This window comes from Bradyrhizobium sp. P5_C11_2 (assembly GCF_054049755.1).
Map to the genome: position 1 here is coordinate 1 of NZ_JBFULT010000022.1, position 20757 is coordinate 20757.

Consider the following 20757-nt stretch of genomic DNA (forward strand, 5'->3'; position numbering starts at 1 on the left):
AGAGCCGAACCCGGAATCTCGAGATTCCGGGTTCGATGCTTCGCATCGCCCCGGAATGACGAAATCGCTTACCGCTCGAACGCCGCCTTCAGCGCGTTGAGGTGCGGCACCAGCGGGTTGCCGATTGCCACGTGATCGGTCGGCGGGGTGTGGATGGTGGTGTCCAGACGGCGCACGCGGGTCTGGAGGCTCATCGAGCGATGGATCAGCTCCTGCAGCTGCGACGGCAGCTTCTCGATGGTGTCGGCGGGGCCGGGATCGGCCGCCGAGAGCTTGACCTTGGTCTTTTCGCGGTTGGCCTGGCCGAGCGTCATCTCGCCTTCCTTCACCGCGCGGTGCAGCAGCAGCCACGAGGCGAGCTGCATCAGGCGGGTGGTGAGGCGCATGCTCTCGGTCGCATAGGTGAGGCTGACGGCCCGATCGAGCGCTTTGGCCTCGGCGCGGCCGGCGCCGTCGAGATAGGCTGCGGTCTCTTCGACCAGGTCCATGCCTTCGCGGAACAGGGCGCCGAAGGCCGCAGAATTGGTGAACCGCTCGCTGAGTTGAACGAGAGCGCCGTCGGCTTGCAAACGTTCCATGGTTAACGCCCCTTACGCAACTGTTTACCCACCCGGCTTTGGCGCCGGCTTATGATGAACAAATCATTGCGCGCTGGGAGCGCGGAGTCCAGCGACAAGCGCGGATATGGTTTCCGCGGGTCTTTCCTCGGAATTCAACCGCAAAGAGAGGCAAAAAAGAGCCGCCGGAAAACCGGCGGCTTTGAAAGTTGATAACAGGGAGGCGTCAAACAGAGTGGACAGGAGCCACTCGGTGTCCAAACGAGGACAGTTCCAGTCATAAACCCGAAAGCTTAATCGGGAGTAAACGAACGATTATTTTGAGGGTTCGTTAGCCATGTCGGTCAGTGGCCGAGTGCGGTGCGGAACAAACTTTCCGCCGTCATTCCGGGGGGCGCAAAGCGCGAGCCCGGAATCCATAGCCACAGGCGGACGCAGCGGCCCGGCTCTATCAGCCTGCCCGTTTCAACTGCCTGTGGTTATGGATTCCGGGYTCGGCGCTCCGCGCCGCCCCGGAATGACGACGGAGGAAATTCGGCGCATAGCGAAACAAATCTGTCCGATGGCCGCGACAAGCCCGGCCATGACGCCGTGGAAGCGGGTCGCGCCCCTCTGCCGATTTGCTACGACTTGAAGATGCTGTTCGCGGCATCGCGCGAGGCGCGCTTCCTGGTGGCGGCTTCCTCGAGCCTTGCGATTTCGGTCTTGAGCAGGGCGACGCGCTCGGTCAGTTCCTCCACCGACAACAGTGAGAGATCCTGTCCTATCTCGTGGCTGATCTTCTTGCGCGGGCGGTCGTCGTCTTCCGTCGGCATGTGTCCTCCCGGCAACCAGGTTCCGAGGCCCGCCGATCTGGCGTCTTCAACCCCGAGGTGATATCCATGTTCACGCGAGGAGAATTTTGCAGTGACTTTCGTGTGCGCGCAACATCTGACGCGAATGCCCCGGCCCGACCGCAAGGAGTCTGACCGGACGGGATAGTGCGCGTCCACGCGCGCAAGGCATGAGCCGACCCCAAGCCCTTCCGATCACGCGGGAGGGCTTTTTGATTTTCACCGGTCGGCATCACCAAACGCGAAAGACCGCACCCATGACCAAATTTCTCATCACCAGCGCCCTTCCCTATGTGAACGGCGTCAAGCATCTCGGCAATCTCGCAGGCTCGCTCCTGCCTGCCGATGTCCACGCCCGCTTCCGCCGGCAGGTCGGCGACGACGTGCTCTTCATCTGCGCGACCGACGAGCACGGCACACCCGCCGAGCTCGGCGCCATCCAGGCCCGCCAGGACGTCCGGGCCTTCTGCGATGCCCAGCACGCCGTTCAGGCCGACATCTACCGCCGCTTCGGCCTGTCCTTCGATCACTTCGGACGAACCAGCTCGCCGCAAAATCACGCGCTGACGCAGCACTTCTTTCGCAAGCTCGAGGCGGCCGGATTGATCGAGGCGCGCGAGCTGCAGCAAGTCTGGTCGCCGGTCGATCAGCGCTACCTGCCCGACCGCTACGTGCTCGGCACCTGCCCGCATTGCGGCGACACATCTGCGCGCGGCGACCAATGCGACCGTTGCGGTACGCTGCTCGATCCGCCGGAGCTGATCGAGCCGCGATCCGCGTTGTCCGGCGATCGCGCACTCGAAATCCGCAACAGCCGCCATCTGTTCCTGCGGCAGTCGCGCCTCATCGAAAACCTGATCGCCTGGATCGACAGCCGCGCCGGCTGGCCGTCTTTCGTGGTGTCGACCGCAAAAAGCTGGTTGACCGCAGACTTGCGCGATCGCTGCATCACGCGCGATCTGGCCTGGGGTATTCCGGTCCCGCGCGAGGGATTCGAGGACAAGGTCTTCTACGTCTGGTTCGACGCGCCGATCGGCTACATCGCTGCGACGCAGGAATGGGCGGCCGCCGATGCGGGCCGCGACTGGCGACAATGGTGGTGGCAGGCCAACGACGTCAGCTACATCCAGTTTCTCGGCAAGGACAACATCGCGTTTCACACCGTCAGTTTTCCCGCGACCCTGATCGGCTCCGGCGAGCCGTGGAAGACGGTCGACGTGATCAAGGGACTGCACTGGCTGAATTACGAAGGCGGAAAGTTCAGCACCAGCCGCAATCGCGGAATCTTCACCGACGCTGCGCTGGAGGAATTGCCGGCCGATCTCTGGCGCTGGTGGCTGATCGCCAATGCGCCCGAGAGCGCCGATACCGATTTCAGCGTCGCGAAATTCGCCTCCGATGTGAACAAGGATCTCGCCGACATCTTCGGCAATCTCGTCAATCGCATCGTCAGCTTCACCCATCACGCCTTCGATGGCCGCATCCCTGCCGGCGGCACGCCCGATGAAGCCGAGCAAGCGCTGGCGCACGACCTGGAGCGACGCATCGCCTCGCTCCGCCGGCATCACGAGGCACTGGAATTCCGCGCCGCAGCGGCCGCAACCCGCACGATCTGGGACGCGGCAAACGCCTATCTGCAGCACTCAGCGCCATGGGCGCAGCTCAGGTCCGATCCACCTCGCGCGGCCGTGGTGACGCGGACCGGGCTCAATCTGGTGCGCATCTGCGCAGTGCTCGCCTGGAGCATCATCCCTCATTTGGCCGATCGCGTGCTGCGCGCCTTCGGCCGCGAAGTCGCCATCCCGTGCTGGCCAGATGGCCCGCTCACCGCGCTGCTCGATGGCGGTGCCGGCACGCCGGTCGCGCAGCTCGGTCCGCTGGTCGAAAAAATCGACCCGCACAAAGCCGGCCATCTGGCGGCGCGGTTTGGCGTTTAATGGCGTTTCACTTCGGCGGAAAAGGCGATATGTGAACCGCCAACCCTCAACATGTGGCCAAGGACAAATCATGGACAAGCTGCCCGCGCAAATGACCGTGGTCGCCATCTCCAAGCCCGGCGGACCGGAGGTGCTGGTGCCGGAACAACGCGCACTGCCGCAACCCGGCCCCGACGAGATCCTGGTCAGGGTGCAGGCCGCGGGCGTCAACCGGCCCGACGTGGCGCAGCGCTCCGGCGCCTATCCGCCGCCGCCCGGCGCCAGCGACCTGCCCGGCCTCGAGATCGCGGGTGAAGTGGTGGCGGTGGGCAGCAATGCCAAGCGGCACAAGATCGGCGACAAGGTGATGTCGCTCGTCGCCGGCGGCGGCTACGCGCAGTACTGCATCGCCCAGGATGCCCAGGCCATGAGTGTGCCGCCTGCGCTGTCGATCAAGGAAGCCGGCGCGCTGCCGGAAACCTTGATGACGGTCTGGCACAATGTGTTCGAGCGCGGCGGGCTGAAGGCCGGCGAGACGCTGCTGATCCATGGCGGCTCCTCCGGCATCGGCACCATGGCGATCCAGCTTGCGAAAGCGTTCGGCGCCAAGGTGATCGTCACCGTCGGCGGCGCCGACAAGGCCGAAGCCTGCCTCAAGCTGGGGGCCGACCGCGCCATCAACTACAAGACCGAGGACTTCGTCGCCGTGGTCAAGGCGGAGACCAACAATGCCGGCGCAAATCTGATCCTCGACATGGTCGCCGGCGACTATGTCGATCGCAATTACGACGCCGCCGCGGTCGACGGCCGCATCGTGCAGATCGCGACGCTCAATGGCCCCAAGGTCAACGTCAATATCGCCAAGGTGATGGTGAAGCGCCTGACCCATACCGGGTCCACGCTGCGCCCCCGTACTAATGCGGATAAGGCGGCGATGGTGGCCGCGATCGAGGCGAAAGTGATGCCGCTTTTGCGCGAAGGCCGCGTCAAACCGCTCATGGACAGCACTTTCCCGCTGGAAAAGGCATCCGACGCACACCGGCGCATGGAAACCAGCGCACATATTGGCAAAATTGTGTTGGAGGTCTAGGCCTCTGACCCACAGGCAAGGCGGAAACCCTTTGATTTTCCTCGCTTTCGTGGCATCTATCGCAGCGCGCCGAACCACTTTCGTCCGGTCGGAAATCGCCTTGCACACAGAGTTTGCGTCGAACGCGGAGAACTGACCTTGCGTCTGATCAGGTGCCTCGCGCCCATCGCGCTGGGCCTCATGATTCTTGTCGCCGCGTCGCCTGCACGCGCGCTCGACGCTGTCAGCGTTCGCGGCGACGCGCCCGCGATCGACCTCACCAGCGTGCTCGAGCACCAGCGCAGTGATGCCGACCGCATCCAGGTCTCGACCGCGCCGGGCACCGACGGCATCGTCCGCCGCATCGAGGTGCGCGCCCGCGAAGGCGGCCAGAACTGGGTGGTGTTCGCGCTCGCCAACAACACCGACGACCAGCTCGACCGTCTGATTGTCGCCCCGCACTACCGCATCGTGTCCTCGGGCCTGCTGTGGCCCGACCTCGGGCTGTCGCGCATCGCGACCATCACGCCGTCCACCGGCGACCGGCCGGAGCGGCAGGAAAGCCCGACCGCCGACGTCTTCCGCATCACGCTCGACCCCGGCGCCGTCATCACCTTCGTCGCGGAACTGCGCACCGACAAGCTGCCGCAGCTCTATCTGTGGGAGCCGGAGGCCTACAAGGACAAGGTCAACTCGTTCACGCTGTACCAGGGCATCGTGATCGGCATCTCCGGGCTTTTGGCTCTGGTGCTCACCATCCTGTTCGTCGTCAAGGGCAGCATCATGTTCCCGGCGGCCGCGGCGCTGGCCTGGGCGGTGCTGGTCTATATCGGCGTCGATTTCGGCTTCTGGGGCAAGGTGCTCGACATGTCGAACAACGCCGAGCGCATCTGGCGCGCGGCGGGTGAAGCGATCCTGGCGGCGACGCTGCTGGTGTTCCTGTTCGCCTATCTCAATTTGAGCCGCTGGCATGTGCGCTATTCGCACATCACGGTGGGCTGGCTCGCCTTCCTCGGCTCGCTGGTGGCGCTCGCTCTGTTCGACCCGGCGGTCGCCTCCGGCATCGCGCGCATCTCCCTGGTGCTGATCGCCTTCGCCGGCTTCGCGCTGATCGTCTATCTCTCGACCCACGGCTTCGATCGCGCTGTGCTGCTGATCCCGACCTGGTTCCTGCTGGTGGTCTGGGTGATCGCGGCCGGCATGACGGTCGCGGGCTCAGTCACCAACGACATCGTCGGCCCCGCGCTGCTCGGCGGCCTCGTGCTGATCGTGATGCTGATCGGGTTCACGGTCATGCAGCACGCCTTTGCCGGCGGCGGCGCCACCACCGGCGTCGTGTCCGACATCGAGCGGCGGGCGCTGGCGCTGGCTGGTTCCGGCGATCTGATCTGGGACTGGGACGTTTCCGCCGACAAGGTCTTCACCAGCCCGGAGACCGAGGCCCTGCTCGGGCTGAAGCGCGGCACGCTGGAAGGCCCGGCCGCGTCGTGGCTCGAGGTGCTGCATCCGCTCGACCAGGACCGCTTCCGCGCCGCGCTCGACAGCGTGCTCGACCAGCGCCGCGGCCGCCTGGTGCAGGATTTCCGCCTGCGCACCCCCGACGGTCATTTCATGTGGTTCGCGCTGAAGGCGCGCCCGGTGGTCGGCTCCGACGGCGAGGTCTCGCGCGTGGTCGGCACCCTCACCGACGTCACCGAGCTGCGCAACGCCGAGGAGCGCCTGCTGCACGATTCCGTGCATGACAACCTCACCGGCCTGCCCAACCGCAAGCTGTTCATGGACCGGCTGGGTGCGGTCGCGCATTTCGCCAAGTCGATGCCGACGCTGCGGCCGACGCTGATGGTGATCGACCTCGACCGCTTCAAGCAGGTCAACGATTCCGTCGGCATCGCGGTCGGCGATTCCATCCTGCTCACGCTCGCCCGCCGCCTCACCCGCATCCTGAAGCCGCAGGACACGCTGGCGCGGATGGCCGGCGACCAGTTCGGCCTGATCCTGCTCTCGGAGCAGGATCCCGCCCGCATCACCGCCTTCGCCGAGACCATCCGCAAGACCATCCGCGCGCCGATCGCCTTCAACGACCGCGAGATTTTTCTCACGGCCTCGATCGGCCTCGCCTTGTCCGATCCGCAGACCCAATTGACTGACGAGATCATCAAGGACGCTGAGCTGGCGATGTATCATTCCAAGCGCATCGGCGGCGACCGCATCGACGTCTACAAGCCGGCGATGCGCGCCCGCAAGACCGACCGCCTGACGCTGGAGAGCGAGCTGCGCCGCGCCATCGAGCGCCAGGAGCTCACCATCCTGTACCAGCCGATCGTGCGGCTCGAGGATCGCTCCATCGCCGGCTTCGAGGCGCTGYCGCGCTGGGATCATCCCAAGCTCGGGCGCATGGCGCCGTCGGAATTCATCACCATCGCGGAAGAGACCGGCCTGATCGTCGACCTCGGCATGTTCGTGCTTGACCAGACCGCCAAGCAGCTCGCGATCTGGCAGCGCGCGATGCGCTCGCGCGAGCCGATCTTCGCATCCGTCAACGTCTCGTCGCGGCAATTGCTGCGCCACGATCTGATCCACGACATCCGCACCGTGCTGTCGCGCTCGTCGGTGGCGCGCGGCACGCTGAAGCTGGAGCTGACGGAATCGCTGGTGATGGAGAACCCGGAGCACGCGGCGCAGATGCTGACGCGGATCCGCGAGCTCGGCACCGGCCTGTCGCTCGACGATTTCGGCACCGGCCATTCCTCGCTGGCCTATCTCCAGCGCTTCCCGTTCGACACCATCAAGATCGACCAGTCGTTCGTGCGCACCACCAACCGCGGCACCCGTCCGGTGATCCTGAAGTCGATCATCGCGCTCGCGCACGACCTCGGCATGGACGTGGTGGCGGAAGGCGCCGAGACCGATTCCGACGCGGTCGAGCTCTACCAGATGGGCTGCGAATACGCGCAGGGCTTTGCCTTCGGCGAGCCGATGGACGCCGACGCGGCGATGCGGCTCCTGACGGAAGTGCGGCTGGAAGCGGCGAGCTAGCGCCTGTCTTCTTGCGCTCTCCTCCCGGAACGAGTCGCTCGCAAAGCGAGCGGGGTGCCGCACCGGCGCGCTGATGCCGGGCTTGATCCAGATCAATAGACCCTGCTCGACCACCATGAAAGATGGCGCGCAGCATTCGATCCAGAACGGCTTCGTCATCGAGGTCACTGGGCTCGCCGCTGTCTTTCTCAGGAGTCACGGATGACCCGGCACGTTTTCTACGCGATCACCCTCATCGGCACCGGAGTGTTCCTCGCCTCATCGGCCGAAGCAGTGACAGCCGCACGATGCGAGGATCGAAGCGCAAATTGCCTCGGCACATGTGCCGACTACACCGGCGGGGCCGGTGACGTTCGAGGGCGCCAGAACACATGCGTGCGCGCCTGCGACCGGCAGGCGACCAGATGCCTGATACGAGCCCATGACGCTGACGACCGCTGGCCCCGTAATCGCCAATGAAGGCCGTGGTGCCACACTTGGTGCCACACTTGGGCTAACGCCCCCCGTCTCGCGCCGACGGCGCACCGCGTCCAGCTGACCTACCCTGGCTTGCGTCGTAGCCCCGCGACCAAACAAAACCCCGCCAGCAGCGAGATCGCGGCAAGACCGCCCCACACCAATCCCGCCTGTTCGAGATACACATCCTGCGAGACCGGGTCGTAGCAGCGGCCGAGTTCGTTGAAGCAGTCGCGCCAGCGCCAGTAGCGGGCCTCGAAGGCGAGCGCGAACAGCACGCCCAAGCCGACCAAAGCTACGCCAAGAATCCCTCTCAGCCAGCGCAGGATCGTGCGGCCCGAAATCACCTACGCCGGTCGCTCTTCAGCTTCGTGAACCGCACGCTCTGGCCGTCCGGCATCCGCATCGCCTTGAAACCCGCAGCAAGGCAGGCTTCGCGCTGCGGCATCTGGATGTCGGGGCTACGCAGGCTGTCCCACCACGAGGCGCGATTGGCCGCGCGCGGCAGGGCCGCGCCGATGATCTCCTCGATCTGCTCGAAGGTCAGCACGAATTCGGCCTGCTTGTGCCGCATCAGATAGTCGCGCAACGCGTCGTAATCGCTCACAGCCGTCCTCAGCTCGCTTGTCCTGAACGCGGCCCTGCTCAAAAGCGTGAGCCGCGGAAACCAATTCTTAACTCATTGCAGCAGCGACGTCCCGATTTAAACACTACTCAAGCTTTCAGGCGCATCCAATAATGTCGGGAGCAAACGATGTTGTCTGGATGGCGCGAAGTCATGGCCCGCCGGCCGTGGCGAATTTCGGCGAAGCTGCTGATCGTCTCGTCCGTGGTGACGGTGATCGGCTTTTCCGCCATTTTCGTCAACGTGATGCTGGACATGCGTCGCGGCGAGGAGGCGCTCGCCCACCAGACGCTCGAGAACCTCGCAACGACCATCGAGTCCGACATCAGCCGCAACATCGAGATCTACGATCTGTCGCTGAAGGCGGTTTCCAGCGGCATGCTGCTGCCCGAGATCGCCACGGTCTCGAAATCGATCCGCCACCTCATCCTGTTCGATCATGCGACCACGGCACGGCATTTCGGCGCGATCCAGGTGTTCGATGCCGACGGCCGGCTGACCATCGACGCCTCCACGCTCGATCCCCTTCCGGAGAACCGCGGCGACGAGGACTACTTCAAGGTCCATCGCGGCAATCCCAGTGCCGGATTGTTCATCAGCCGCCCGATGCTGTTCCGCGGCGCCTATTCCATCGTGCTGAGTCGCCGCATCAGCGACACCGACGGCGGCTTTCTCGGCGTCGTCGCCGGCTCGATCCGCTTCAGCTATTTCCACGAATTGTTCGAGCGGCTGAGCCTCGATCCCGAGGACACCATCACCGTGCTCAAGCGCGACCGCACCATCATGATGCGGCGGCCGTTCGATCTCGACGTGATCGGCACGAACCTCGCCGACCGGCCGGTCTGGAAGGCCGACAATCTGAAGATCGGCAGCGCGTTCGCCGGACAAGGGCCGATCGACGGCACCCCGCGGCTCTATGTCCGCAGCAGCGGAACCAATCCGCTGTTCGTGGTGGCGGGCAAGCCCCTGAGCGCCGTATTCGCGCTGTGGCAGAAGGAGGCGCTCCGCATCGGCGCCGTGGTCCTGGCGCTCGCGCTGTTCGTGCTCGGGACGGCGATCGTGCTCGCCCGCGAGATCGGCCGGCGCGCCGACGCCGAAAGCAGGCTCGAGGAGATGGCGACGACGGACGCGCTGACGGGCCTGCGCAACCGCCGCAAGTTCGACCATGTGATCGACGTCGAATGGCGGCGCGCCATGCGCCAGAAGACCCACGTCGCGCTGTTGATGATCGATGCCGATCATTTCAAGGCCTACAACGACACGTTCGGTCACCAGGCCGGCGACCAGGTGCTGGTCGGCATCGCGATCTGCATTTCCGACTCGGTGCGCCGCGCCGGCGACTGCGCCGCGCGCTATGGCGGCGAAGAATTCGCCGTGCTGCTGCCGGGCACGTCGGCTGCCGACGCCTTCAAGACCGCCGAAACGATCCGCGGCAAGGTGCAGGGCTGGTCCGACGACCAGGCGGCGTCGACCGTCTCCTGCGGCGTCGCGAGTCTCGTTCCCACGACGGGGATGGACTGGGCGGTCCTGGTCGCCGCCGCCGACAAGGCGCTCTACGCGGCCAAAGCCGGCGGCCGCAACCAGTCCGTGGTCGCGAGCCTTCCGACGCTGTCGCTGGTGGCGTGATCTAGGCTGTCATTCCGGGGCGGCTCGAAGAGCCGAACCTGGAATCTCGAGATCCCGGGTCTGGTCCTTCGGACCATCCCGGGATGACATCGAGGGCGTCCGCCTTCGATGTCACTGCCCCAGATACTTCTTCATCTCCGCGATCAGCCCGTCGCGCAGTTCGGGCCGCTGCAGGCCGTAGGCGATGTTGGCGCGGAGGAAGCCGGGCTTGGAGCCGCAATCGTGGCGCTCGCCTTCGAACTCGACGCCGTAGAATTTCTGCGACCTGGCCAGCCCGATCATGGCGTCGGTGAGCTGGATCTCGCCGCCGGCGCCGCGCTCCYGGGTCTCCAGGATCTTGAAGATCTCCGGCTGGAGGATGTAGCGGCCGGTGATCGAGAGGTTGGAGGGCGCGGTGCCCTTGGCCGGCTTCTCGACCATGCCGTCGACCTCGAACATCTTGCCGGTGCGCTTGCCCACGCCGCAGATGCCGTATTGATGGGTGAGATGGTCGGGCACCGCCTCGACCGCGATCACATTGGATTTCTCGCCAAGCTTGCCGGCGGTCTCGATCATCTGCTTCAGGCAGCCGGGCGAGTTGAGCACGAGCTCGTCGGGCAGCACCACCGCGAACGGCTCGTTGCCGACGATGTCGCGCGCGCACCAGACCGCGTGGCCGAGGCCGAGCGGCGCCTGCTGGCGGGTGAAGCTGACGGCGCCGGCGTCGGGCTGGTTCTGCGCCAGGATGTCCTGCTCGGCCTTCTTGCCGCGCGCGGCCAGCGTGGCATCGAGCTCGAACATCCGGTCGAAATGATCCTCGATGACATTCTTGTTGCGGCCGGTGACGAAGATGAAGTGCTCGATGCCGGCTTCCCTCGCCTCGTCATAGACGTACTGGATCAGCGGCTTGTCGACGATGGTCAGCATTTCCTTCGGCATCGCCTTGGTGGCGGGCAGGACGCGGGTGCCGAGGCCGGCAACGGGAAATACGGCTTTGCGAATTTTCATGGGATCGATCGAATACCTGAGGACGTGAACGGAGCAATGGCATCTTGCTAGCTTGTTTGCAGCCGCTAACAAAGGCGGATGTGGGGCCTCGCGCTCACAGAGTTGAGAAAAAGGCCGACACCAAAATTTCATCTTTGTTAGGCTATTGGCAACCGTAACCGGGCCTCCTGATGGCGGATTTTTGGCCGGACAGGTGGGACATGATGCAATCAGTGGCAGGGCTGGCAAAACGTGCAGGATCCGTGACCGGCGTAGCGCTGGCTGCGGCCGCCTTGCTGCTGCCGGCCTGCGCGCAAGCACAGGCGCAAAACGGCCTGTCGAACCTGTTCGGCGGCATTTTCTCCGGCCCGAACCCGGCCCCGTCACAACCCGCGCCCGGCGGCGCGCCGACAGGTGCGCAACCGTGGAGCGGCGAGGACGGCGCGTCCGGTCATCCGCTGATGACCGCGGCCGCGATCCGCGAGGCCGCTTCCAATTTCAACAATTGTGTCGCGGCGATGTGGCCCGATGCCGCACGGCGCGGCATCACGCAGGAGAACTTTCAGCGCTTCACCACGGGGCTTGCGCCCGATCTGCGCATCATGGACCTGATGGATTCGCAGCCGGAGTTCACCAAGTCGATCTGGGACTATCTCGACATCCTCGTGAACGACAACCGGCTCGCCAAGGGCCGCGAGATCCTCGCCAAGTACAAGGCGCAGTTCGACGCCACGGAAAAGGCCTATGGCGTCGATCGCTACATCATCGCCTCGATCTGGGGCATCGAGTCCAACTACTCGACGCAGATGGGCGACCGCAGCGTGCTGCAATCGACCGCGACGCTCGCCTGCATCGGGCGCCGCCAAGCCTATTTCAAGGACGAATTCCTGTCCGGCCTGGAAATCCTCAACCGCGGCGATCTGCGGCCCGAACAGTTGCGTGGCTCCTGGGCCGGCGCCTTCGGCCCGACCCAGTTCATGCCGACCGCATTCAAGCGCTTTGCCGTCGACGGCGACGGCGACGGCAGGCGTGACGTCGTCGACAATCCCACCGATTTGATCGCCTCCACCGCCAACAATCTGAAAAAGGACGGCTGGCAGACCGGCCAGACCTGGGGTTACGAGGTCGTGGTGCCGCAGGGCTTCAACTACATGCTGGCCGATCGCGCCAAGGCGATGACGATGGCGCAGTGGGAGAAGCTCGGGCTCAAGCGCCCGGCGGGCCAGCCCTTCCCGCATCCGGCGGAGAAAGCCTATCTGCTGGCGCCGGCGGGCGCGCAGGGGCCGGGCTTCCTGATGCTGCAGAACTACCGCGTCATCATGAAGTACAATCCGGCCGAGGCCTATGCGCTGGCGATCGGCCATTTCGCCGACCGGCTGCGCGGCGGTCAGCCCTTCGTGCAGCCCTGGCCGCGGCAGGAACGGGAGCTGTCCCGCACCGAGCGCCTGGAACTCCAGCAGCTGCTGGCCCAGCGCGGCTTCTACAAGGGCACTCCGGACGGCCAGTTCGGCGGCCAGACCCGCGAGGCGCTGCGCAACTTCCAGGCCTCGATCGGGGTGCCCGCCGACGGATTTGCCTCCTCCGACGCGCTGGAGCGGCTGCGCGGACGGTAAAATCGCCGCCGCTCCCGTTGCTCAGGCGTCGACGTAGTTCACGACGTCGGAGAGCTCGAACCTGGCTCCCGGGGCCGACATGTCCTTCACCTTGGGCCGCCAGTTCGGGACCTGGCCGAGATAGGACTGGCTGTCCGCGACCACGAGACCGATCAGGACCTCGGCGACGATGCGGCCGCCGACGTCGCCCAGCCGGCTGCCGCCGAGCTTTGCCGTACGCTTCTTCTTGTCGTCATCCTCGAACGAGGTTTTGACCTGATCGGTCAGCTCGGCCTCGCGCAAGATGTAGTACCAGAGCGGCGCATTCTCATGCAGCTGCGCGAAATTGGCCTTGAACATCTCGCGGCGTGCCTTCACGGCGGCCTCGTCCGTCAGGTTTCCCTCGTCGATCCAGAGCTGCTCGTCGGTCAGCGGCGTCAACCCCATGCGCCGCGCCACCGCCTGCCCGCTGGGCAAGCCCAGCGCTATGCCGCGCTGGAGATTCAGGCTTGGCAGAGACCTGCGATCGGGCCTTTCGTTGCGCAGATCGGGCAGACTAGCCAGCGGGTCGACCAGCATCGAGTCGATCCGATAGGCCGGCTGCGGCCGGATGAAGCTTCCGAACGGGAGCTCCTTGGTTGGTTTCGGCAGATCGCTTTTCACGTCGGGCAGGAAGAAGCTCCAGTCGATGCCCCATTCCGGCGGCAACGGACGGAAGCCGTTCAGGCTCTGCACATCGTCGCAGCTGAAATTCGCCTTGAAGATCGGCAGCCGGTCCAGCGAATTCGTCTTCTGATGCGGTATCGCCGCGCTCAGCGAATAGCTCGGCCGGACCATCGAGTGACCGAACCGATAGGCCGCAACCGAGAATTCGACGGGCATGAACGGATAGCGCGCGGCTTCCGGCTTGTAGAACCGGATGTCCGGCTTGCCGCTATTGTAGACGGCGTTGAACATCTTGTCCCCGACGATGCGCCGCAAGAAGTCGTGCAACACGACCCATTGATAGTGCCAACGCACGATGCGCTGCGCCGTGTTGAAAGCCGCAAGGCCCGTGATCCCCGGACGCTCATTTCCCTTCTCGGTCGAGGGCTTGGCAAGATCGAGCATGATCTTGTTGTGAAATCGCTGCCACAGCGCATGGATCTGCACGACGATGTTGTTCTCGTCGTTGCGCTTGTCGCCGATGATGGCACGGGGACAATCCTGATGCGCATCGTCGACTTCGCCGCTCTCGTCGCGCGGCGCACGCTGCACGTCGAAACGCTTCTTGCCCTTCAGGTAGGCCGGCGTCTTGTCGAAGCCCAGCTTGATGGTGAGGTCCGGATTGTAGAGATAGGGCTGATCCGCCGGTCCGCGGCCGTAGATGGAATCGAGATCGAGCCGCGCGGTGCGGAAATCCTCGGTTGCGTTGGGATCATTGTCACGGTCGAGATCGGAGGCGGGATCGAAGGTGATGTCGTGGTCGATGAACTGGCCGAAATAGGTATAGCCTGCCTTGATCGCCGGATTTTCGTCCACCGGCTCGGCCTCGTCGATCGGAGCGCCGAGATCGCCGGTCTTGATCATGGTGGCGGCGATCGCCTTCATGACCTCCTGCTCCTGCGGCAGCGTATCGCCGAAACGGGCACGGGCGAGTTCGGGGAACATGCGGCCGAACCGGCCAAAACCCTCCGGATGGTAGGCCACCGCGTCCAGACCGCGCTCGGCACGTCCATGGCCCTGCGGCCGCTTCGCCTTGGCCTGCTCCGCTTGCTTGTCGAGCAACTTCTCCGCTTGCGCACGCGACTTCGTCATGTCCTGCATGGCTGAGACTCCACAAATTGGCGTTGCTGAGATGGAACAATTGCAATTACAGGGGGATTTTATACCGAAACTATCACTCAGGTTGTCAGATGGATCACACTTGGGTGGGTGGATCACGGCGCCGCCCCGGCTTCCAGCCGGTGGCTGGTAACCGTTCCCATCGACTTGGCGCGGATCGGCCTTGACCGCCGGCCCCATCGCGCGATTTATGGCGATGGAATTTGCCCGTTTGCGGCCTGATTCCGGTATTATATGGGGCCTGTCCCAGACCCCGTTGCGCTGGCCCGAGATCGCATGTCGAAGCCGAAGTCCCTGTTCAAGGCGCTGACCGAGACCGGCCCGTTGATCGCGCTGGGGACGGCGCTTGCGATACTCGTCTCGATCGCGGGGCCCGCCTCGGCGCAGTTCTTCAACTTCCCCGGTTTCGGCGGCCCGCCGCAGCGGGCGGCCCCACCGCCGCCGCGGAACGGTGGTGGCGGTGGCGGCGGATGGTTCGGCGGCGACTTCTTCGCGCCGTTCCAGCAGCAACAGCCGCAAGCGCCGCGCCAGGATTTCTCGCGCGCGCCGGCACCTAGCAAGCGCGACACCGTTCCCGACAAGAACGTGCTGGTGATCGGCGACGCCATGGCCGACTGGCTCGCCTACGGCCTGGAAGACGCCTACACCGAGCAGCCCGACATGGGCGTGATCCGCAAGCACAAGACCACGTCCGGCCTGATCAAGTACCAGCCGAAGGGTGAGCCCTCGGATTGGGCGGCGGCGGCGAAGGGCATCCTCGAGACCGAGAAGCCCGACGTGATCGTCGTCATGCTCGGCCTCAACGACCGCATCGCGATCCGCGAGCCGGCCGCGGACAAGTCGGACAAGGCGACGGACAAGAAGAACGACGACAAGAAGAACGACAAGGGTGCCCGCGCCAAGCCGCAAGCAAAGCCGGGCGACGCCAAGCCCAATGACACCGCCGCCAAGCCCGACGACAAGCCTGTAGACACCGACCTGCCGCAGGACGACGCCGACAACGCCGATACGCCCGCGGCCGCACCGGAGAAGACGGCGCGCAATCCGAACGGCCTCTACGAATTCCGCGACGAGCGCTGGGTCGAGCTCTACGGCAAGAAGATCGAGGAGCTGGCCAACGTCCTCAAGAGCAAGGGCGTGCCGGTGCTCTGGGTCGGCCTGCCCGCGATCCGCGGACCGAAGGGCACCGCCGACATGCTGTTCCTGGATTCGCTCTATCGCGAAGGCGCCGCCAAGGCCGGCATCACCTATGTCGATGTCTGGGACGGCTTTGTCGACGAAGCCGGCCGCTTCCTCCAGAAGGGTCCGGACTTCGAGGGCCAGATCCGCCAGCTCCGCAGCTATGACGGCGTCTATTTCACCAAGCCCGGCGCGCGCAAGCTCGCCCACTATGTCGAGCGCGAGATCACGCGCCTGCTTGCCGGACGCTCCGGTCCGATCGCACTGCCGAGCGAACCGGCGACGCCCGACACCAGCGCCGAGCCCGGCAAGCCCGCGCCGCGGCCTCTGGCAGGTCCGATCGTGCCGCTGGTTGCGGCCTCGATCTCGACCGATCAATTGCTGGGCGGACCGGGCACGCGTCCCGCCGCCGTCGATGCGCTCGCCGCGAAGACGCTGGTGAAGGGCGAGCCGCTGGCGGCGCCCGCGGGCCGCGCCGACGATTATGCCTGGCCGCGCCGCGAGGTCGGCCGCGAGCAGGCCAAGGGCGATACGCCGATGGCAGCGACGACGCCTGACGGCGGGGCTGCTGCTCCCGGTACGCCGGGCGCTGCCGCTGCGATCGCGCCGCCAAAACTGGCACCGAAGAAGCCGCCGGCTCCACAGCAGCAGCCGGCACAGGCGACGCCATCATTCCGGGATTTCTTCGGCTTCGGCTCTCCGCCGCCCCCGCCGCGTCAATTGGCGCCGGCGCCTGGGCCGCGCAATCCGAATCCCAATCCCGCGATCCCGCGCCCGCCGGGCAACGTCGGGCGATCGGCGGAAATGTTCAGGTAGTTGCATCTCTGATTTGGGATGTCATTCCGGGGCGCGCGAAGCGCGAGCCCGGAATGACGGGCAGCTCAGCCCTAATAGCGCCAGCGCGGCGGCGGGCGGCGCGCAGGGCGCGACATCAGCAGCGCGAGCGCGAAGCCGATGCCGCCGGCGACGAGCAGCGCGCCGAGCGGGTTGTCCTGCACCTTCTTCGACAGCGCCTGCGTGCCATCGCGGAAGGTGTCGCCGCTGTTCTCATAGGCGTCCTTGGCATAGCTCGTCGCGGTGTCCGTGGCATCACGCACGGCATCCTTGGCCTGGCCGTAGAGATTCTGCACCGCGCCGGCGGCTTCCCGCGCCTTGCCCGACGCCTGCGTCTGCGCATCGCCTGCGAGATCTCCGACAGCGCCTTCCGCGCGGCCAGCGAATTCCTTGGCCGATCCGACAATCCGATCCTTGTCCATGTGGTCCTCCTCGGGGGTCAGCCGGAGTAACCGATCACGCGCGGCGCAGTTCCAATTCATGACGAAAGTGTAGCCCGGGTGGAGATGCGTAGCCCGGATGGAGCGCAGCGCAATCCGGGACAGCGCCAACCGTCTTGAAGAACCCCGGATTACGCTGCGCTCCATCCGGGCTACGGGAAACAGCTACAGAATCAGCCCGCCATCGACGACGAGCGTCTGGCCGATGATGTAGGACGACAGCGGCGACGCCAGGAACAGGGCCGCGCCCGCCATGTCGGCCGGCGTGCCCAATCGCCGCAGCGGAATACGCGACAGCGCACCTTCGAGCCGCTTGGGGTTATCGGTCGTCACCTTCGTCATCTTGGTATCGACGAGGCCGGGCGCGATGCCGTTGACGCGGATGCCGTCCTCGGCCCAGGCCTCGCCCAAGGTCCGCGTCAGTCCGACCGCGCCGGTCTTCGAGGCGTTGTAGGCGGGATTGCCCATGGTGGAATGATAGGCCGCGGTCGAGGACACCATGATCAGCGAGCCTTTGGCGTCCCGCAACATGGAATGAAAGCGCGTCGCGCAGGCCATCAGGCTCATCAAATTGACCTCGACGACCTTGCGAAAGCCGCTCATCTCGAATTCGCCGCGGCGGTAGAGCACCGCGCCCTGCGCGAGCACGAGGATATCGAGCCTGTCGAACGACGGCTTGAAGGCTTCGATCGCACCGGCATTGCTGACGTCGAGCTGCGCATAGGAAAGACCGGTGAGATCGGAGCCTTCCTCAGTTGAATATTCCGTTGCGTGAGCACGCGTGCCGCAAACCGCAACTTGTGCGCCTCTTGTGCGAAAGGCTTGCGCGATGCCGTTGCCGATGCCGCTGGAACCGCCGACCACCAGCACCTGCTTGCCCGTGAAATCCAGCTCGTTCGCCATCGCGGCCTCCCCTTTTGTCTTGCTTGTTTGACCTGTCTGCTGATCGATGCCAGCCTTGTCAATCTCATAACAAGAAACAAGAGACGCGAGGAAACGGCATGACCGAATTCAAAGAGCTCAGCCGGTCGGTAAAGGGCCTGACCGTTCTCGTCACGGGTGCGGCGAGCGGCATGGGGCGCGCGACCGCGCGCGTGTTCGCCGCCGAAAGCGCGAATGTTGCTGTCACTGACTATGACGAGCAAGGCGCGTTCTCCGTCGCGAAAGATACCATCGCGAGCGGCGGCTCAGCGAAGGCGTGGAAGCTCGACGTTGCCGACGGCGGCGAGATCAAGCGCGTTGTCAATGATGTCGCGGCGCATTTCGGCGGGCTCGACGTCATCGTCAACAATGCCGGCATCTCCGTGCGCGTCGCGATCGACGACGAGACCTACGAGGACGCCTGGGCGAAAGGCATCGCGGTGATGCTGACGGCGCATCCGCGCATCATCCGTGCGGCGCTGCCTCACTTACGCAAATCGAACAGCCCGCGTATCGTCAACATCGCCTCCACAGAGGCGCTCGGCGCCACCGCGCTGCACAGTCCCTATTCGGCGGCGAAGGGCGGCGTGGCAAGCCTGACCCGCTCGCTCGCGGTCGAGCTCGGCCGCGAAGGCATCACCGTCAACTGCATCTGCCCGGGCCCGATCCGCACGGGGATCACCGACCGCATCTCCGAGGAGCACAAGACGATCTACGCCAAGCGCCGCACCGCACTCGGGCGCTATGGCGACCCCGAGGAGGTCGCGCATATGACGCTGAGCCTGTGCCTGCCGGCGGCCTCCTTCCTGACCGGCGCGGTGATCCCGGTCGACGGCGGCCTGATGGCACGCAACGCGTGAGAGCAGTCAAAGGATCGTAGCCCGGATGAGCGAAGCGACATCCGGGACTTTGCGTGTACCGTTCCCGGGTATCGCTGCGCTCACCCGGGCTACGTCGGCCGGGCTACGGGGGAGCCATGCGCGCCGAGCGTTGACAACGACACACGCCGGAGTAGCTTTTTCACCAACAGAGCGGGAGCAACCGCTCGCGGTCCGCGGGAGAAACGCCATGACGATCGCCATCCGACAGCTTCAGACACATTTTGCCGGCGAGGTTTCCGGCCTCGACCTGCGCAAGCCTCTCACACCGGATGAGGCCCGCGAGGTCGAGGCCGCCATGGACAAGTATGCGGTGCTCGTGTTCCACGACCAGGACATCAGCGACGAGCAACAGCTGGCCTTCGCGCTGAATTTCGGCCAGCGCGAGGACGCGCGCGGCGGCACCGTGACCAAGGAAAAGGACTACCGGCTCCAGTCCGGCCTGAACGACGTCTCCAATCTCGGCAAGGACGGCAAGCCGCTCGCCAAGGACAGCCGCGCGCATCTGTTCAATCTCGGCAACTGCCTGTGGCACTCCGACAGCTCGTTCCGTCCGATCCCGGCGAAATTCTCGCTGCTGTCGGCGCGCGTGGTGAACCCCAAGGGCGGCAACACCGAATTCGCCGACATGCGCGCGGCCTATGACGCGCTCGACGACGAGACCAAGGCGGAGATCGCGGATCTCGTCTGCGAGCACTCGCTGATGTATTCGCGCGGCTCGCTCGGCTTCACCGAATATACCGACGAGGAGAAGGAGATGTTCAAGCCGGTGCTGCAACGGCTGGTGCGCACCCATCCCGTGCATCGCCGCAAGTCGCTGTATCTGTCATCGCATGCCGGCAAGATCGTCAGCATGAGCGTGCCGGAGGGGCGCCTGTTGCTGCGCGACCTCAACGAGCACGCGACGCAGCCGGAATTCGTCTACGTCCACAAATGGAAGCTGCAGGACCTCGTGATGTGGGACAACCGCCAGACCATGCACCGCGTCCGCCGCTACGACCAGTCCCAGCCCCGCGACATGCGCCGCGCAACCGTGGCGGGGACCGAGCCGACGGTGCAGCAGCAGGCGGCGGAGTAGCGCTTCACACACCGAACGTGGGCATCGCCCGGCTTGACCGGGCGATCCAGTATTCCGAGGCGGCTGTGATTGAATCGATACGCTGCGGCGTACTGGATGCCCCGGTCAAGCCGGGGCATGACAGCGGAGGGTGAGGCACGACAGCGGACGGCGGCGCAGCCAGAGCTACGCGTGCCCGGCCTCGTTCGAGAGCATGCCGGGATCGATGCCGATCTTGCGCAGCGCGCGTCCGTATTTTTCGTCGACGTCGTCGCCGAAGATCAGATCCGCGTCCGCGTCGCAATGCAGCCAGCCGTTGCTCTGGATCTCGGTCTCGAGCTGGCCCGGCGCCCAGCCGGCATAGCCGAGTGCAAGGATGGCGTGCTTCGGCCCGGAGCCATTGGCAATCGCGCGCAGGATGTCGACGGTCGCGGTGAGGCAGACGCCCTCGTCGATCCTGAGCGTCGCGTTCTCGATGTAGAAATCGCTGGAGTGCAGCACGAAGCCCCGCCCGGTGTCGACCGGGCCGCCGCGCAGCACTTTCATGCTTTCGGCATTCTCCGGCAGCTTGATGTGCTCGCCCTTCTTGATGATGCCAAGCTGCATCAGAAGCTCGGGGAAGTCGATGCTGCCGGCCGGGTGGTTGACGATGATCCCCATGGCGCCCTCCGCCGAATGGGCGCAGAGATAGATCACCGAGCGCTCGAAGCGGGGATCGCCCATCACGGGCATCGCGATCAGGAGCTGGCCGTCGAGATAGGCGGCCGAATTGGGAAGCGCTGGGCCTGCGCTCCGGGTGCTGTCGCCCGTCCTTTTGCCTGCGGGAGCCATCGCTGAAGCACTCCGGTTTCAATTCCTATCCTGATGTCGGGCCTAGCCGCTGTCAAATCAAGGCTTGCAGCCACCGGATTCCAGTGCATCCATCACAAGCAATTCAATGGTTTGCCC

At 65.2% G+C, this 20757-nt stretch carries 17 protein-coding genes; 8 read left to right on the top strand and 9 right to left on the bottom strand.

Annotated elements, in window-relative coordinates:
• Nucleotides 1-68: 68 nt before the first annotated feature.
• Nucleotides 69-578 (bottom strand): protease adaptor protein RcdA, encoded by a 510-nt coding sequence (rcdA, locus tag ACXJL8_RS04300; RefSeq protein WP_456620718.1) that lies wholly within the window; start codon nt 576-578, stop codon nt 69-71.
• Between the two features lie 602 nt (nt 579-1180).
• Entirely contained in the window at nt 1181-1372 is a 192-nt protein-coding gene (locus ACXJL8_RS04305) for a DUF1192 domain-containing protein (RefSeq protein ID WP_456620719.1), read from the bottom strand.
• 188 nt (nt 1373-1560) lie between these two features.
• Between ACXJL8_RS04305 and metG the strand changes: the two genes are divergently transcribed.
• From metG to ACXJL8_RS04320, 3 genes are all read left to right on the top strand, one after another.
• Nucleotides 1561-3327 carry a methionine--tRNA ligase gene (gene metG, locus ACXJL8_RS04310; RefSeq protein ID WP_456620720.1) on the top strand — a complete coding sequence of 589 codons (1767 nt, stop codon included), beginning with the start codon at nt 1561-1563 and terminating at the stop codon, nt 3325-3327.
• A gap of 70 nt (nt 3328-3397) precedes the next feature.
• Nucleotides 3398-4396: an NAD(P)H-quinone oxidoreductase gene (locus tag ACXJL8_RS04315; protein WP_456620721.1), complete on the top strand. Its 999-nt coding sequence runs from the start codon at nt 3398-3400 to the stop codon at nt 4394-4396.
• A gap of 138 nt (nt 4397-4534) precedes the next feature.
• Nucleotides 4535-7411, top strand: coding sequence for an EAL domain-containing protein (locus ACXJL8_RS04320; RefSeq protein WP_456684664.1), 2877 nt, complete (start codon nt 4535-4537; stop codon nt 7409-7411).
• Nucleotides 7412-7950: 539 nt separating this feature from the next.
• Here ACXJL8_RS04320 and ACXJL8_RS04325 read toward each other — a convergent pair.
• Together ACXJL8_RS04325 and ACXJL8_RS04330 are read right to left on the bottom strand one after the other, a co-directional pair.
• Nucleotides 7951-8214, bottom strand: a complete 264-nt coding sequence (locus ACXJL8_RS04325; protein WP_456620723.1) for a hypothetical protein — start codon at nt 8212-8214, stop codon at nt 7951-7953.
• Nucleotides 8211-8474: a DUF7662 domain-containing protein gene (locus ACXJL8_RS04330; protein ID WP_456620724.1), complete on the bottom strand. Its 264-nt coding sequence runs from the start codon at nt 8472-8474 to the stop codon at nt 8211-8213. The genes ACXJL8_RS04325 and ACXJL8_RS04330 overlap by 4 nt, the downstream gene beginning before the upstream one ends.
• Nucleotides 8475-8621: 147 nt before the next feature.
• Here ACXJL8_RS04330 and ACXJL8_RS04335 point away from each other — a divergent pair, with 147 nt between their 5' ends.
• Nucleotides 8622-10118: a diguanylate cyclase gene (locus ACXJL8_RS04335; protein WP_456620725.1), complete on the top strand. Its 1497-nt coding sequence runs from the start codon at nt 8622-8624 to the stop codon at nt 10116-10118.
• Nucleotides 10119-10229: 111 nt separating this feature from the next.
• On the opposite strand, the gene ACXJL8_RS04340 is transcribed toward ACXJL8_RS04335, so the two are convergent.
• A complete protein-coding gene (locus ACXJL8_RS04340) occupies nt 10230-11105 on the bottom strand; it encodes a UTP--glucose-1-phosphate uridylyltransferase (RefSeq protein ID WP_456684665.1) in 876 nt (291 codons plus the stop codon).
• Between the two features lie 203 nt (nt 11106-11308).
• Here ACXJL8_RS04340 and ACXJL8_RS04345 point away from each other — a divergent pair, with 203 nt between their 5' ends.
• Nucleotides 11309-12697: a lytic murein transglycosylase gene (locus ACXJL8_RS04345; protein ID WP_456620756.1), complete on the top strand. Its 1389-nt coding sequence runs from the start codon at nt 11309-11311 to the stop codon at nt 12695-12697.
• A 21-nt stretch (nt 12698-12718) separates the two neighbouring features.
• Here ACXJL8_RS04345 and ACXJL8_RS04350 read toward each other — a convergent pair whose 3' ends face one another.
• Complete coding sequence (locus ACXJL8_RS04350) at nt 12719-14482, bottom strand: peroxidase family protein (protein ID WP_456620727.1); 1764 nt, start codon at nt 14480-14482, stop codon at nt 12719-12721.
• Between the two features lie 294 nt (nt 14483-14776).
• Here ACXJL8_RS04350 and ACXJL8_RS04355 point away from each other — a divergent pair, with 294 nt between their 5' ends.
• Entirely contained in the window at nt 14777-16495 is a 1719-nt protein-coding gene (locus ACXJL8_RS04355; protein WP_456620728.1) for an SGNH/GDSL hydrolase family protein, read from the top strand.
• A gap of 71 nt (nt 16496-16566) precedes the next feature.
• Here the strand turns inward: ACXJL8_RS04355 and ACXJL8_RS04360 are convergent, their stop codons facing one another.
• Nucleotides 16567-16935 carry a CsbD family protein gene (locus ACXJL8_RS04360; protein ID WP_456620729.1) on the bottom strand — a complete coding sequence of 123 codons (369 nt, stop codon included), beginning with the start codon at nt 16933-16935 and terminating at the stop codon, nt 16567-16569.
• A 183-nt stretch (nt 16936-17118) separates the two neighbouring features.
• The gene (locus ACXJL8_RS04365; protein ID WP_456620730.1) at nt 17119-17856 is read right to left on the bottom strand and encodes an SDR family NAD(P)-dependent oxidoreductase; all 738 of its coding nucleotides are present in this window, start codon (nt 17854-17856) and stop codon (nt 17119-17121) included.
• A 98-nt stretch (nt 17857-17954) separates the two neighbouring features.
• On the opposite strand from ACXJL8_RS04365, the gene ACXJL8_RS04370 reads away from it, so the two are divergent.
• Complete coding sequence (locus tag ACXJL8_RS04370) at nt 17955-18734, top strand: SDR family NAD(P)-dependent oxidoreductase (RefSeq protein WP_456620731.1); 780 nt, start codon at nt 17955-17957, stop codon at nt 18732-18734.
• A 208-nt stretch (nt 18735-18942) separates the two neighbouring features.
• Nucleotides 18943-19830 carry a TauD/TfdA dioxygenase family protein gene (locus ACXJL8_RS04375; protein WP_456620732.1) on the top strand — a complete coding sequence of 296 codons (888 nt, stop codon included), beginning with the start codon at nt 18943-18945 and terminating at the stop codon, nt 19828-19830.
• Between the two features lie 165 nt (nt 19831-19995).
• Here the strand turns inward: ACXJL8_RS04375 and ACXJL8_RS04380 are convergent, their stop codons facing one another.
• Nucleotides 19996-20640: a YqgE/AlgH family protein gene (locus ACXJL8_RS04380; RefSeq protein ID WP_456620733.1), complete on the bottom strand. Its 645-nt coding sequence runs from the start codon at nt 20638-20640 to the stop codon at nt 19996-19998.
• Between the last annotated feature and the right edge of the window lie 117 nt (nt 20641-20757).